Annotated in this window: 12 protein-coding genes and 1 riboswitch; of the genes, 10 read left to right on the top strand and 2 right to left on the bottom strand. The window is 38.1% G+C overall.

Annotation, left to right across the window (positions count from 1 at the left end; genetic code table 11):
* Positions 1–5: 5 nt before the first annotated feature.
* Entirely contained in the window at positions 6–1,682 is a 1,677-nt protein-coding gene (locus PQ474_RS15210; RefSeq protein WP_390186163.1) for a PucR family transcriptional regulator, read from the bottom strand.
* Positions 1,683–2,142: 460 nt separating this feature from the next.
* On the opposite strand from PQ474_RS15210, the gene uraD reads away from it, so the two are divergent.
* From uraD to PQ474_RS15175, 7 genes are all read left to right on the top strand, one after another.
* Positions 2,143–2,658 (top strand): 2-oxo-4-hydroxy-4-carboxy-5-ureidoimidazoline decarboxylase, encoded by a 516-nt coding sequence (gene uraD, locus PQ474_RS15205; RefSeq protein WP_273844941.1) that lies wholly within the window; start codon positions 2,143–2,145, stop codon positions 2,656–2,658.
* Positions 2,659–2,717: 59 nt separating this feature from the next.
* Positions 2,718–3,074 (top strand): hydroxyisourate hydrolase, encoded by a 357-nt coding sequence (uraH, locus tag PQ474_RS15200; RefSeq protein ID WP_273844938.1) that lies wholly within the window; start codon positions 2,718–2,720, stop codon positions 3,072–3,074.
* Between the two features lie 29 nt (positions 3,075–3,103).
* Positions 3,104–4,111 (top strand): ABC transporter substrate-binding protein, encoded by a 1,008-nt coding sequence (locus tag PQ474_RS15195; RefSeq protein WP_273844936.1) that lies wholly within the window; start codon positions 3,104–3,106, stop codon positions 4,109–4,111.
* A gap of 258 nt (positions 4,112–4,369) precedes the next feature.
* Positions 4,370–5,614, top strand: a complete 1,245-nt coding sequence (locus tag PQ474_RS15190; RefSeq protein ID WP_273844934.1) for a Zn-dependent hydrolase — start codon at positions 4,370–4,372, stop codon at positions 5,612–5,614.
* Between the two features lie 21 nt (positions 5,615–5,635).
* A complete protein-coding gene (locus PQ474_RS15185; RefSeq protein ID WP_273844933.1) occupies positions 5,636–6,877 on the top strand; it encodes a pyridoxal-phosphate-dependent aminotransferase family protein in 1,242 nt (413 codons plus the stop codon).
* Between the two features lie 16 nt (positions 6,878–6,893).
* On the top strand, positions 6,894–8,081 hold the full coding sequence (locus tag PQ474_RS15180) for an amidase (protein WP_273844931.1): 1,188 nt from the start codon (positions 6,894–6,896) through the stop codon (positions 8,079–8,081).
* Between the two features lie 24 nt (positions 8,082–8,105).
* The gene (locus PQ474_RS15175) at positions 8,106–8,945 is read left to right on the top strand and encodes a fumarylacetoacetate hydrolase family protein (protein WP_273844930.1); all 840 of its coding nucleotides are present in this window, start codon (positions 8,106–8,108) and stop codon (positions 8,943–8,945) included.
* Positions 8,946–9,262: 317 nt separating this feature from the next.
* On the opposite strand, the gene PQ474_RS15170 is transcribed toward PQ474_RS15175, so the two are convergent.
* Positions 9,263–10,177 (bottom strand): cupin domain-containing protein, encoded by a 915-nt coding sequence (locus PQ474_RS15170; RefSeq protein ID WP_273844928.1) that lies wholly within the window; start codon positions 10,175–10,177, stop codon positions 9,263–9,265.
* A gap of 229 nt (positions 10,178–10,406) precedes the next feature.
* Positions 10,407–10,515: riboswitch (SAM riboswitch) on the top strand.
* Positions 10,516–10,619: 104 nt separating this feature from the next.
* Between PQ474_RS15170 and PQ474_RS15165 the strand changes: the two genes are divergently transcribed.
* The 3 genes from PQ474_RS15165 to PQ474_RS15155 all read left to right on the top strand — a co-directional run bounded on the left by PQ474_RS15165 (position 10,620) and on the right by PQ474_RS15155 (position 14,334).
* Positions 10,620–11,732: a sugar ABC transporter substrate-binding protein gene (locus PQ474_RS15165; RefSeq protein WP_273844919.1), complete on the top strand. Its 1,113-nt coding sequence runs from the start codon at positions 10,620–10,622 to the stop codon at positions 11,730–11,732.
* A 126-nt stretch (positions 11,733–11,858) separates the two neighbouring features.
* Positions 11,859–13,343, top strand: a complete 1,485-nt coding sequence (locus tag PQ474_RS15160) for a sugar ABC transporter ATP-binding protein (protein ID WP_390186192.1) — start codon at positions 11,859–11,861, stop codon at positions 13,341–13,343.
* Between the two features lies 1 nt (position 13,344).
* Positions 13,345–14,334: an ABC transporter permease gene (locus tag PQ474_RS15155; RefSeq protein WP_273844915.1), complete on the top strand. Its 990-nt coding sequence runs from the start codon at positions 13,345–13,347 to the stop codon at positions 14,332–14,334.
* Positions 14,335–14,729 lie beyond the last annotated feature (395 nt).

Here is a 14,729-nt window from a genome sequence, read left to right as displayed (position 1 = left end):
CTTTTTTAAAGGGTTTGTTTTTCGATACGATTATTGAAAAAAGAACGTATAAATAAAGCAATTCGAAGTCTAAGGGTTTCGTCAGACCCCTTTAGTTCAATTCCAAGAAGCTCTTCACATTTTTTGATGCGGTAAATAACTGTATTTCGATGAATAAATAAAAGCTTTGACGTTTCTGAGATTTGACAGTTGTTGTTTAGAAAAACAGAAAGAGTTTGGACGAGATCTTCTTTTTCTTTATCTTTTGGATAAGCTAAATCTCTTAAAGTAGACTTATAAAACTCTTTTAATTTTTGAGTGGGAATGGTTTTGAAAATCTCGGCTAATTCCTTTATGCGATACGTTTTGATAAACCGTTTTTTATTCTCACGATATCCAGCTCTTAAGGCATCAACTGCTTCTTGGAAAGAGGTAGGGATTTCCTTAAGGCTTTCCGTATAATTACTTATTCCGAAAGAGAGAGGACAGTCAATTGAATGGTATAAGTCTGTTTGGAGTTCTGTAACTGCTTCTAAGACCGTTTGCTCCATTGCCTCGTTATAAAAATCAAACCCAATTAAAATGGTGAATAGGTCACCCTTTGTAAAGACATTTGAGCTTTCAAATTGTTTGGTTAAAATCGATTCTAGCATTTCATATATTCGATCTCTTCTTAGGTTTATTTCTTTTTCTGTTTGTAGTGGATGCGTATCTTGGTAGAAATCAGAAGAGTCATCGACTTTACACGTTATACAAATGTATTGAAGGGCTTTGTTTAGATGAAAGGATTTACCTCGATTGATAATCTCTTCTTCACTTGGAATAACTCCGTCTACTAAATCCGTAAAAAATTCATTTTTTAATCGTCTTGAATGTTGCTCAAGTGCATGAAGTTTCATGAATTCAAACGAGATCACGTTGGCGGCTTGCTCTACAGCTAGTGTGAAAGGAGATACATTTGCTAACGTTGATCCAAGTAGGATAATGTAGCCTTTTTGTTGATTAGTCGTGTTAATCGGGTAAATCGAGAACTCTGTGAATTCATTACCCTTTCCTTCCCGTGGTAAAGTTAATACTTTGTAAGTGTCTAGGTCCTCGTGGTGGATTTTCTCATGAATGTACCAATAAATCTCAAAGAAAGCTTCTTTGTCTATATCATGAGAGTAAGCCATGATATCCAGACGATAATTTAATAGAATAACTGGAAGTTTTAAAATAGAGGCTAAGCTTTCAATAATATTAGAAAAGCCACCCCCTGAGATCACAATATTCGTAAATTCTCTATGGATGTTCAGTGCGTAATTCAACTCATGTGTTCGTTCTTTTAAAATGCAGCCTAACGCTTCATTCAACATTTCGCCTAAAGAATAATCTAGAGGAATCTCAAAGATTGGGAAATTTAACTCGTTTGCTTTTTGAAGGACATTCTCTGGGATTTCATTTATAAAACGTTTTGTCTTCAGCCCTAATCCTGCGCAACCTTGTTCAGCCATTTGCTTAACGAGTTTCATAAGGGCATGTGGTGTATTTTTAATTGAATAGGCCGTTGTAAGTAGTAGCTGTTCATTATTTAAATAATGAATAATATCGGGAGCATCCATTAGGTTAACGGACTGTACGTTATTTGTTAGACCACCTTTTCCAGCTACGATAACTGCATCTTTAAATGTAGGCAGTTCTAAAATCTCAAGTAATCTCAACATCCTCACTCCTCTAGCAGCGTCTAATTGTCTTGTGACAAATGTACAAGAAAAAACAGGACTCTGTAACTTTTTTGTAAGAAAATGTAACGGCAATTATCAAATCTTTAGTTAATTCGTACAAAATATAAGAAGAGGCTACAAGTCATTTGAATGAATCATAAAGCTAAGGGATCCTCCTTAAAAGTTAAATAATAAGTCAATTAATCTTACAATCTTTGTTTGGTTAAAATTTCACTACCGTAACCAATGCGTACAACTAGTTTTAACAAATTTATATCACGATTGTCGGACATTAAAATGTCTGGTCTGAGCGCCGTTTTAACACTAGTTAGTCTAATTAACTAATGTTTGCTTTTTCTTTTGTGTAATGCGAACAATGACTGCTAAGTGGCTTAATCTTATGATGTGATTATCAGAACAAGATAACAGACATGTAAATGAGAGAAGGTAGGTGGTTCATATGAATCTAACAATGAAAGATGTAAATACAATGAGTAAACAAGAGTTTGTTGATTCGGTGGGGTCTGTATTTGAACATTCTCCCTGGGTGGCAGAGCATTCATGGGAGTTGCATCCATTCTCTAATTTAGCAAGGATGTACGAGGTAATGATACAAAAGATGTATGAGGCAGAGGACTCGTTGAAGCTTTCTTTGTTAAGAGCGCACCCAGACTTAGGTACCAAGCTTGAGATTTCAGAGTCATCCCAAAATGAACAGATGAATGCGGGTTTAAGTCAATTGACTGAAGAAGAGTATAAAGAGTTCTCTTCTATGAATCAGCGTTATATTGAAAAATTTAGCTTTCCTTTTATCATGGCGGTTAAAGGACAAAATAAAACCAAAATCAAAGCTTGTATGGAACAAAGAGTTGAAAATAGATATGATCTAGAATTTAAAACAGCTTTAAAAGAGGTAAGTAAAATAGCCAAATTCAGGTTGTGGGATAAAATTGATGAGCAAGTAAAAACACATTAATCTATCTTTTATGGACCTTAAATAGGTTGAAAGATAGGGAATTAAAGGAAGGGATAAACATGTCAGGTCGATTAACAACCCATGTACTAGACATAAGTACAGGTAAGCCCGCTCGTGATGTTCATATAGAACTTTGGGCGTTTAATGCGTCTAACCAGTTGGAAAAGCGAATAGAAAGCAAAACGAATCAAGATGGAAGAGTAGATAGCCCCTTGTTAGAAGGAGAAACGATGAAAATGGGAGTCTATCAACTGCAATTTCATATAGGGGACTACTTTCGTGTAACGGAACAAAAGGAATGGGCTTCCTTTTTAAATGTGGTCCCCATTCAATTTACGATCTCTAATGATCAAGAGCATTATCATGTACCTTTACTAATTGCACCAGGTGGTTACAGCACATATCGAGGAAGCTAATAAAATATAAAAGTAGGAGTGGGGTCGAAATGAAAAAAGATTTTATGAGGAAAATAGGGAAGGGCATTGTCAGTTCTGCACTTGTTTTAATGCTTGCTGCATGTGGGGGAGAAGAAACAGATGGTGAGTCAACTGATGTAGAGGAGACAAGTGATGATGTGAAGCTTGTATTAAATTGGTTTCCAAAGAGTCAGCATGGTGGTGTGTTTGCAGCGCAAGAACAAGAGTTATTTACGAATCATGACTTAAACGTGCAGATTGAAGCAGGTGGACCACAAGTGTCCTCCATTCAAATTGTCGCTTCAGGTAATGCGGATTTTGGATTAGCGCATGCTGATCAAATTGTTATTGCAAGAAATGAAGGGATTGAACTTGTCACACTTGCTGCTACTATGCAAAATAGTCCAGCAGCCTTAATGTTTCATGAAGGAGAAGCAATTAGTGACTTTGAAGAACTAAATGGAAGAACAGCCTTTATTCAACCTGGAATTCCATATTGGGATTACTTAAATAGCAAATATGACTTGAGTGGGGTAACGGAGCTTGGTTATACAGGTCAACATGTGAATTTCATTGAGGATCTTGAGTCTGTTAGTCAGGCGTTTGTAACGTCAGAACCGTTCTTCTTAGACAAAGAAGGTATTAAGACAGAGACAATCTTAGTGTCAGAATCAGGTTTTGATCCATATAACGTTGTTTTGTTTACGACAAAGGACTATATTGCTGAAAACAAAGAAGTGGTTCAACGTTTTGTGACTTCATTTGTTGAGGGGTGGAATTACTATGAAGAATCACCTTATGAGATCAACGAGATTATACACGAAGTGAACCCTAACTTAGCTGTTGAAGATCTTGAGTTTGAAACGGATGCACAAAAAGAATTTGTGTATGGTGGGGATGCGGCTGAACATGGATTTGGTTATATGACTGAGGAACGTTGGGCATTACTCATTTCTCAATTATTAGAACTAGGTTTACTAGAAGAAGATTTTGACGCCAATGAGATCTTCACAACCGAATTTTTACCAGCACATTAGGAACTGACAGGTCAACCATTTGGTTGACCTTTTTTGTTAAACAATCGTTTGTTTAAGATAAAAGGGAAATTTTCTAACATAGGAGAACGGCGTTATCACTATTTATTTGTGTGGCTTCATAAAAATAGGCTTTTGTTTTAGTTAACATATATAATCCTTGTTATGGTTATTAGCTAGTTTGAATAATGACTATTCATGTTCAATTACCTACAATAGTAAAAAATGAAAAAGAGTCTGTTTTAGGGAGGAGTGACGAGTTTGATCGCTACACATCAGATTAATCATCAACGATTATGGAAAACGTTAATGGAGTTAGGTGAAATAGGATCTAATCCGAATAGGCCTGAAGAAGGAGTCACACGGCTATCGCTTAGCTTAGAAGACTTAAAAGCGAGACAATATACGATGGACGTCATGAGAGAAGCTGGATTAGAAGTCCGAGTTGATTCTGTAGGTAACGTTATCGGTAAGTTAGTAGGGACGGATCCACTTGCTCCTGTAGTAATAACGGGTTCTCATGTTGACACTGTCATTCAAGGAGGAAAGTTTGATGGTGCTCTTGGGGTTTTGGGGGCAATAGAGGCGGTTCGCTCAATCATAGAATCTGGACTGAAGTTAACTCATTCCATTGAAGTGATTTCATTTACGGATGAAGAAGGGACGCGTTTTGGTACTGGGTATATTGGCAGTAAAGCAATGGTTGGTTGCTTAGAAGAAGACACGTTTGAGTTGAAAGATGAAAATGGAATCACCTATGCTGAGGCCTTTAAACAAGCACACTTAGATCCGGCGAATTATAAATTAGCACAAAGAAGTGAAGAAGAAGTAAAAGCCTATATTGAAATGCACATAGAGCAAGGAAGAGTGCTCGAGGATCACCAGTTGTCAGTGGGCGTTGTTACAGACATTCAAGGGCCTATTTGGATGGAGGTTCAGTTTCAAGGACATCCGGATCATGCAGGAGCGACTCCGATGAATATGAGAAGAGACGCTGGTCTTGCTATGGCCGAGCTCATGATAGAAGTGGAAAAAACGGCGAAGAAGCATGGTGGTGTTGGTACGGTTGGTAAGGTCCATATCGAGCCAGGCGGGGTGAATATTATCCCAGGGAAATCCACTCTCTCGATAGATTTAAGACATGTTAATATAGAGCTTCGTGCAAACATGGTGAAGGAATTGCATCAATCTATTTCGGGAATTTGTGAGAAGAGGAATCTTACAGTTAATGTTGAATTGAAGAAAGAAGTAGATCCAACATCTTGTTCAAAAGAGATTGCCCGACTCATTGAGGAAAGTTGCGCTGAACTGCAAGTGCCAACGATGAAATTACAATGTGGGGCAGGGCATGATTCTTTAATAATGACGAAATTGACAAAAATGGGCATGATCTTTGTTCGTTCGATAGATGGTCTGAGTCATAATCCTAAGGAATGGACAGAAAAAGAAGATTGTATGATTGGAACGCAGGTTTTACTAAATACGTTAGTAAAACTAGCTAAATAATGAAGCGATGGGGGCGTATAGATGCAGCTGGTAAATCGATTACAAGTGCCTGCAAGAACGATTATGACACCAGGACCTGTGGAGGTTGACCCAAGAGTTTTACAAACGATGTCATCATCCATTCTTGGACAATTTGATCCTAGCTTTACCTCTTTAATGAACGAAACGATGAACCAATTACGCCAAGTACTACAAACAAAAAATCACTGGGCATACCCTGTAGATGGAACGTCTAGAGCTGGGATTGAGGCGATGTTATGCAGTGTGATTGAAGAAGAAGATAAAGTTCTGATTCCTTCTTTTGGACGTTTTGGAGGCTTACTAACGGAAATTGCCGAGCGGTGTGGGGCTGAGGTTTATCTGATGAGTTGTGAGTGGGGGAGTGTATTTGATCCTGAAGATGTCATTAAGGAATTAAAGAAAGTTCAGCCTAAAGTACTTGCGATGGTTCATGGTGACACTTCAACTGGAAGGATGCAACCGTTACAAGAAATCGGCTATGCATGCAGGGAACTAGATGTTCTACTCATTGTTGATGCAGTTGCAACAGTTGCAGGTACTGAAGTCAAAACAGATGATTGGAAAATTGACGGGTTAATTACAGGGACACAGAAATGTTTGTCCGTTCCTGCAGGAATGGCACCATTAACGTATAACAACCGAATCGAGAAAATCTTATTAGAACGTAAATCGATTGAAAAAGGACTTATCTCACCTAGCCTTACGTTATCGGGAAGTGAAAGAAGAATACGAAGCAATTACCTAGACTTAAGTCAATTGCAAGATTATTGGAGCCCGGCAAGATTAAACCATCATACTGAAGCAACAACGATGCTCTATGGATTATATGAAGGACTACGAATTATTTTAGAAGAGGGTTTAGAAGTCCGTTATGCAAGGCATCGTCTAAATGAAAGAGCATTAGTTGCGGGAATCGAAGCGATGGGGCTTTCTTTGTTTGGTGATCATCAATTTAAATTGCCAACGGTTACGTGTGTGAACATTCCTGATGGGGTAGATGGTGACTCTGTTCGAATGATGCTATTAGATGAATTTGGTATCGAGATAGCCAGCTCATTTGGCCCATTGCACGGAAAGATATGGAGAATTGGAACGATGGGATATAGTTGCCAGCAGCGAAATGTCCTGCTTACATTAGCCGCGCTAGAAGCAGTTTTGCTTAGACATAAGGTGAAAGTAAATACAGGAGAGGGTGTTCAGGCTGCGCTAGATATTTACCAAAATACGAGTGTGACCGTTTAAAAGGGTGGGGAATTTAATGAGCAACCAATTTAATGTATACATCAACGAAACACTTGAGGTGGAACCCCTTCAAGAAGGGGAGTTATCAGGCTATACGTTTGCGGTAAAAGACGTCTTTGCAATCAAAGGAATCACAGCAAGTGCAGGCAATCCAGATTGGTTAAAGACACATGAACCAGCTAAGTTGCATGCTACGGCTGTTCATAGATTGTTATCTGCAGGGGCAAAACTTCACGGTACAACAATTACTGATGAATTAATGTATAGCTTAAATGGGGAGAATTTTCATTATGGAACACCGGTAAACCCAAAAGCGAAAGGACGGATCCCTGGTGGATCATCTAGTGGGTCCGCGGTAGCCGTCTCAGCACATTTAGTTGATTTTGCTTTAGGTACAGATACGGGAGGATCTGTCCGCGTCCCTTCAGCCTACTGTGGTCTTTTTGGTTTTCGACCTACGCACGGACTTGTTGCAATTGATGGTGTGATTCCACTTGCCGAAAGTTTTGATACAGTAGGGTGGATGGCGCGAGACGCTAAGGTACTGATGGATGTAGGAAATCAATTAATGAGTGAGACCGTTTCTGCTGACGAAGATTCTTTCTCGACTTTATTATTGGGAAAAGATGCTTGGCGGTTGGCCGACTATGAAAGCAGGTCGACACTTTCCACATATATAGATGCTTTAATTACAGATGCCGAAATAAGTAAGTGGCTAGATATATCAGAAGAAGGCTTAGAAGAATGGGCGAAGAGCTTTAGGATTTTACAAGGGATTGAAATTTGGAAAACACATGGAGAGTGGATTGAGAAATACAAGCCAGTTTTTGGTCCGGATATAGAAGCGAGATTTAAGTGGGCAAGTACGCTTACAGACGCAGAAGGAAAACTAGAGCAAAAGGTAAGAGACCTTGTTCGAATCAGGATGAAAGAGATGATCGGTGAAGATAAGTTATTAATTATTCCTACAACACCAGGTAAAGCGCCATTATGCCAATTATCAGGTGGGGAGATTGAGAAAAGAAGATCACAAACGATGCAGCTATCTTGTATAGCTGGATTAGTTGGATTGCCTCAGGTGACTATCCCTTTTAGAGGGGGCGATGGAATTCCAATCTCTCTTTCAATCATAGCGGGCTTGAATCAAGATAAAAAATTACTTCGATGGGTATATGAAAATAAAGAGATATGGAAACAAGATTGAAAACGAGACGACTAGGTGATGAAGATGAAACTTGTAACGGTAAACATAATGGATATCGAAAAGCTAGCAATCTTAACGAGTAAAGGAGTCATTGTACTCGATCAACTGGAGGAGTTTGAGCTTAAAGATATCTCTTTTTTAGATCTCCTTTTAAATGGAAAACTAAAAGAGGTTGAGGAATGGTTAAAAGGTGGAAACGACAAAGCACTGAATCTGATTCCTATAGAAGAAGTAGATTTTGCTCCACTCTATCGAAATCCTCGTAAAATTTGGGGAATGGGCATGAATTATAAGTCGGTAAAAACAGAGCTAGGAGCTATAGAAGAATCCGACCCCATTTTTTTTATGAAGCCATATTCAAGCCTAATAGGACCAAATGATTCGATTATTATACCGGATCAATCGAATAGGACGACAGCAGAAGCAGAACTCGCCATCATTATTGGGAAGACATGCAAAAATATAGAGGAAAATGAGGTCATGGATGTCATTGCTGGTTTCACTCCTGCTATCGATGTAACCGCAGCGGATATTCATGCGGCAAATCCACGTTATTTGCAGCGGTCTAAAAGCTTTGACACGTTCTTTAGCTTTGGACCTGTTTTCTTATCTAAGAGTGAGGTTGAAAATGTCGATAGCTTATCAGTGGCTACGGTTTTAAACGGTCAGATTATTCATCAAAACAAAGTCTCAAATATGATTTACAGCCCAGAAAACATTGTTTCATTTCTATCAAAGGTGAGTACTCTCCACCCTGGAGATATTATTATCACGGGCACGCCTGGAGCAACAGTGATTCAAAAGGGAGACCGTGTCGAGTGTCAAATAGAGGGGTTTGAAATACTCTGCAATTCAGTTATCTGATTGTTTGAAAAAAGGATGAAACTCGAAGTATCAGGTTTGGTTGAGGGGGAGGGAATTCAAATTAATACCTCAATTAACAAATCGTTTGACCAGTATTTTGGAGTGGGAATAATAACCATATTAGCAATAAAAAAGCGATGGAGTTCAGTCCATTGCTTTTTTATTTTATAATTGTCTTCTTCTAGTGCTTAAATACCCATTTAAGACTGTTAAATACTAGATATGAATAATACGGTTAATCACCATTTAAACAAGGGTGGAAATAAGGCCAAAATAAGCATCACCTTTTTCTCATCCTCTTATTTTAATTTTTTTAATTAATAGTGGTGATGTTCTTCAGCTGCTATTGCAATGTCTTTCGTTTCATGAACGGTTCCATATGGATGCTCGGGCGGGGCATAGATGGAGTAAAGTTTAATAGGTTTATTACCCGTATTGGTTAGGTTGTGCCATTTGCCAGCAGGTATCACGAACGCATAGTCATCAAAGACTTCTGCTTCAAAATCTAATGTATCTTTGCTATCACCCATTTGAACGATTCCTTGCCCTTCTTCAAGACGTATGAATTGATCAAGTGTCGGATGTACTTCTAAGCCGATGTCTTCTCCAACATTGATACTCATCAAGGTCACTTGCAAATGAGTTCCTGTCCATAAAGCGGTACGGTACGTATGGTTTTGCTTTGTAACCTCGTCGATATTAACGACAAACGGATCTGGCCCATAATCCGTTAATCGATTTAAAACTTCCTCATTTAAAAAACTAAAACGAGTAGCATTCTCTTGATCACCAGTTAAAGCCCATAAAAATACATTTTGAACGTGTGGTTGCCCCGTCAGTAAACTACTTTTTTGATAGTGTTCATACCCCTCTACTTCTGCTTCGTAAGCCCTTTGTAACCCATCTTGATAACTATGAAAAGGGGCATTCTCAATTTGGTACATGGGCTGACTTCCAGTAAGATTCATGAAAAGATTAGTAAACTGTGTCAAATGAGCTTTTTTTCTTTCTAAAGCATAAAGAATGTCACTTTTATGCTTTTCATTTGGGGCTACACTTGCTAACCGCCTATAAAGAGCAACGGCAGAAGCCTCTCTTTTTATTCCTGCTAATAAAGCTTCAACTACTTGTTGCTCCTGTCCGTTTTGCTTCCTTGTCATAGAGTCTGGATTATAAATGGGTGTGTTAACATTTGCATAATAAGGATATGGATACTTTTTAGGATCATACATGTTGCTCATTCCCTTCAGAGGTTTTATCAAATTTATCATATGCCTATGTTTAAAGAAGGTACTTAGTTGCGATGACTTTTTAAAAATAGGCGCTTATTCAGAAAAGACTAGAAGAAGTTAGAGAAATAAGAATTAATTTAATTTTACATATTTTCCGTTAAATTTATTGACAGAATGTTTATAAGAGATTAAAGTGAATATATTAATTTGACTGATAATTTAATAGAAACTCTTATCAAGAGTGGCAGAGGGACTGGCCCTATGACGCCCAGCAACCGTTCTATCTAGAATTGGTGCTAAATCCTGCAAAGCATCTTTAATGCTTTGAAAGATAAGAGAGGAACCTTAATTTATTTATGATGAACCTCTCTTTTATTAGAGAGGTTCTTTTTGTTTACTAGGGTGATTAAATAATCAAATAGAAAAAAGGGGAGAGATAGAAATGAAAAAAGAATTTTTAAAAAGAGCATTAGTACCAGCGCTAGGACTAGGTTTACTTTTAACTGGTTGTTCAGCAGGAGGGAATGCAGCCGAAGAAGCGGCGGCCCCAGTGTCATTTGAAAATGTACCAGAGCGTTTTGCAAATGGAGAAGGAGCAAACATTAAAGTCATTCGTAAAATTGGTGGTGATGACCATACTGCTCAATTTTTAGCAGGAGCGAAGGAAGAAGGGGAAAGTTTTGGATTTAACGTGGATGTCTTTACGGCAAATGGTGATACAGCTAAGTTCCATGATGCAATTGCTCAAGCATTAGAAGAAGACTATGACGGATTTATTATCTCTCACGGAGATGATACAGCTACGGTTGATAGTGTAAAGGCATTAACTGAAAAAGGAAAAAGCGTCGTTACGTTTGATTCAACTGGAGATCTAGCAGATGTTGCTGGGGTTACGTTAACTTCACAAGATGATGAAGCGTTAGCTACATTAGCGTTGGATCAATTAGTTCAAGATTCCAATGGTGAAGCAAATATCGTTTATCTTTGGGTAGATGGATTCCTACCAATGGTAAGAAGAAATAATGTATATCAAGATGTTCTAGCTAAAAACCCGGGCATTAATGAAGTAGAAAGATTTGGAGTTGCCGCTGCTGATACATCGGTTCAAACGCAAAATGCAGTTGCTGCTATGCTAACGAAGCATCCAGAAGGAGAAATTGATGCGATTTTCGCAACGTGGGATGCATTTGCCATTGGAGCTGCTCGTGCGATCAAAGAAGCCGGTAGAGATGAGATTAAAATCTATGGAATTGACGTATCTAATGCTGATTTACTAGAAATTCAAGAAGAGGGCAATCCTTGGAAGTATACAGCCGCTGTTGATCCTAAATTAATTGGTGCGGTTAACATGAGAATTGTAGCCAAGAAATTAGCCGGAGAAGACACGCCTGATTCATACGATCTTGAAGCATCACTTATTTCTCAAGAACAGTTATTACAAGCAGATGAAGCAGTAAATATGGTAAACCTTGCTAATTTAGTTGACGGTTGGGGACAATCCACTGCATTTGAAGAAGAATGGATGGACGTTTTGAAGGAGTACTACAATAAATAGAACAATGGTCAAAAAGGATAATTCCTGACTTCACGGTCTGTTTCTTAAAAAGCAGATCCTTGGGTGTTATCCTTTTTTATTATGACCAAAAGGAGGGAATGAACGGTGGAAAAAGGATTACTAGAAATGAAAAACATTTCGATTGAATTTCCTGGTGTTAAGGCGCTGAATCAGGTTGACTTTGAAGCTGAAACAGGAAGGACTCACGCATTACTTGGGGCAAATGGTGCAGGGAAATCGACCTTAATGAAAGTTCTTTCAGGAGCATATGGTCATTACACGGGAGAAATTTTCATTAATGGAAAAGCGGTTTTCATTCGAACTCCGAAAGATGCGCAGACTCATGGCATTCAAATTGTGTATCAAGAAGTAGATACGGCTCTTATCCCTTATTTATCTGTTGCTGAAAATATTATGTTAAATGAAACGGTGACAAATATGGGAAAGAAACAATTTATGAAATGGAAAGTGCTCCATACGAAAGCTACGGACATTTTAGAAAAGATGAAAATCAATGTATCGTCTAAGAAACTAGTAAGTGAGTTGACTCTAGCTGAAAAGCAAATGGTTTTAATTGCTAGAGCTGTATCGACAAAATGCAAATTCCTTATTTTAGATGAACCGACAGCACCATTAAGTCATGCTGAAACAACAGAGTTTTTTAGAATTGTTCAGCAATTGAAAGAAAATCAGGTCGGAATTATTTTTATCTCACACCGCCTGCCAGAAATATTTGAAATTGCCGATGAGATCACGGTAATGAGAAATGGGAAGTTCGTAGTGAAAGAACAAACTGCAGCTACGAGTCAAAGTAAAGTGATAGAGAATATGTTAGGGGAAAAGTTAGAAGAACAATTTCCAGACCATACATTTGACATTGGACATTCAGTTCTGCAAGTAAAAGGACTTTCGGATAAAGGAAAATTAACGGACTTCAATTTATATGTAAAGGAAGGAGAAATTGTTGGCGTAGCAGGTTTAGTTGGTGCTGGTAAAACAGAGCTTTGTAAAGTGCTTTTTGGTTATGAAAAGAAAACAACAGGAACGATCAATCTTAGAGGAAAAGAATTAAAGCTAAAAAGTCCCTATGATGCTGTGAAAAAGGGAATCGCTTTAGTACCAGAAGAACGTCGAAAGGAAGGGGTTCTCATTGCGGAGTCTGTCGCAACGAATCTTAGTGCAGCTAGTCTGAGCGAATTCTCAAATCGCTTTCATTTTTTAAATAGAAAAGCTGAAAAGGAAAAATCCCTTGAGATTATCAAACGATTAGGAATTAAGACACCTTCTGAGACAGCAAAGGTCGAAAATCTTTCTGGTGGAAACCAACAAAAAATAGCGATTGGAAAATGGCTCATTGCCGACGCTGAAGTTTATTTATTTGACGAACCTACTAAAGGAGTAGATGTAGGTGCAAAGAAAGATATTTTTGAATTGATTGTAGCGCTATCAAAACGTGGAAAAGCGGTAATTTACGCATCAGCAGAGCTCTCAGAAGTAATGGGAATTTCGAATCGGATCTACGTCCTTTATGATGGACAAGTAGCAAAGGAATTTGAAACGAAAAATACAACGGAAGAAGAGTTATTGCACTATTCGACGGGAGGAAAATAAAATGCCAACGAACGAGACTACACAGAAGAATACGTTTGATCTTTTTGATTTTTTATACAAGTATGGAACCTTATTAACTATTTTCATTCTAATCGTTGTATTTGCGCTTTCTAATCCGGCCTTTATTCAAAGTAATAATCTCATTAATATATTGCGATCGATTTCAATCGTAACAATCATAGCCATTGGGATTACCATTTCATTATCGGTTAATGGGTTTGATCTCTCCGTGGGATCGGTAGCTTCCCTATCAAACGCTATCGTTATTTCTATGTTTGTATGGTTTTCTCAAGACACGGTAGTGGCGATATTCTCTGCTATCGTTGCAGCATTGCTTGTGGGAGCCTTTAATGCGTTCATGATTGTAAAAGTGAAGATTCCTGATATGCTTTTAACATTGGCAACTATGTTTATTGTTCAAGGAATTGCGCTAACGTATACAAAAGGAGCAACAGTCTCACAAAATATGGTGATGGCTGATGGATCATTTGCAACAGGAACGATCAGCCCTTTATTCGCTAAACTAGGACAATTACCGTGGATTATTATCATTATGGTGGTGGTTGTGGTCACGGTTCATATCTTCCTTACCTATACAAAACATGGTAGATATATGTATGTGATTGGTGGCAATCAAGAAGCGGCAAGGCTTTCCGGAATTCCAGTTAATAAGTATAAAGTCATTGCTTACTTATTATCTGCTTTTTTTGCATCGGTAGGAGGAATCGTGCTTGCTTCTCGAGTCATGACAGCCGAAATTGGTGCAGGAACACCTTATTTAATGGACGCTGTAGCGGCAGCGTTTATTGGGTTTTCGGTATTAGGGGCGGGGAAACCAAACGCATTTGGGACGTTTATTGGTGCTGTGCTTATTGGGATTTTATCAAATGGATTAGTCATGATGTCGGTTCCGTATTACGCAATGGATATTGTAAAGGGAACGGTACTAGCATTTGCGTTAGGACTAACTTATTATAAGCTTAAATCTTAATAGGTTTCATTTTCATGGTGGAAATCATTTGAATAATAGAGGGCAATATGGTAGAGTTATATTTGATATAAGTCAAAGGCAAATGTCATTTTAAATGTGACTGCCAAACAGCAAATTAAATAGCCCTTGGTAAATGAAAGAATAATATACACCGTATAGAAGTCTTATTCATGGCCTAACTTCTCACACATATGTGAAGTTAGGCCATTTTTTGTGTTTTTTTGGTATGAGGAGGAGATTAAGTAATAATGATCAGAGAAGGAAAGCAAGAACAAGATTTAACTTATCTAAGTAGTTATATATCTAAAGTGATGAAGCATCACTAGTGTTGCATAAAAACTAACTGAATTTTCAGTTTTAAAGTTCTTCCTGTTTAGAGCCAAAAAAGTAAATAC

The organism is Halalkalibacter alkalisediminis (assembly GCF_028610705.1).
Lineage (GTDB): Bacteria > Bacillota > Bacilli > Bacillales > Bacillaceae_D > Halalkalibacter > Halalkalibacter alkalisediminis.
Note: the sequence above shows the minus strand (reverse complement) of the source record. Positions and strands in the feature narration are given on the sequence as shown.

Bases quoted from the DNA above. Each gene is read 5' to 3' on its own strand.
- PQ474_RS15160 (WP_390186192.1), top strand. From the start codon at position 11,859: ATGAAAAACATTTCGATTGAATTTCCTGGTGTTAAGGCGCTGAATCAG.
- uraD (WP_273844941.1), top strand. From the start codon at position 2,143: ATGAATCTAACAATGAAAGATGTAAATACAATGAGTAAACAAGAGTTT.
- PQ474_RS15185 (WP_273844933.1), top strand. From the start codon at position 5,636: ATGCAGCTGGTAAATCGATTACAAGTGCCTGCAAGAACGATTATGACA.
- PQ474_RS15170 (WP_273844928.1), bottom strand. From the start codon at position 10,177: ATGTATGATCCTAAAAAGTATCCATATCCTTATTATGCAAATGTTAAC.
- uraH (WP_273844938.1), top strand. From the start codon at position 2,718: ATGTCAGGTCGATTAACAACCCATGTACTAGACATAAGTACAGGTAAG.
- PQ474_RS15195 (WP_273844936.1), top strand. From the start codon at position 3,104: ATGAAAAAAGATTTTATGAGGAAAATAGGGAAGGGCATTGTCAGTTCT.
- PQ474_RS15155 (WP_273844915.1), top strand. From the start codon at position 13,345: ATGCCAACGAACGAGACTACACAGAAGAATACGTTTGATCTTTTTGAT.
- PQ474_RS15180 (WP_273844931.1), top strand. From the start codon at position 6,894: ATGAGCAACCAATTTAATGTATACATCAACGAAACACTTGAGGTGGAA.
- PQ474_RS15175 (WP_273844930.1), top strand. From the start codon at position 8,106: ATGAAACTTGTAACGGTAAACATAATGGATATCGAAAAGCTAGCAATC.
- PQ474_RS15210 (WP_390186163.1), bottom strand. From the start codon at position 1,682: ATGTTGAGATTACTTGAGATTTTAGAACTGCCTACATTTAAAGATGCA.
- PQ474_RS15165 (WP_273844919.1), top strand. From the start codon at position 10,620: ATGAAAAAAGAATTTTTAAAAAGAGCATTAGTACCAGCGCTAGGACTA.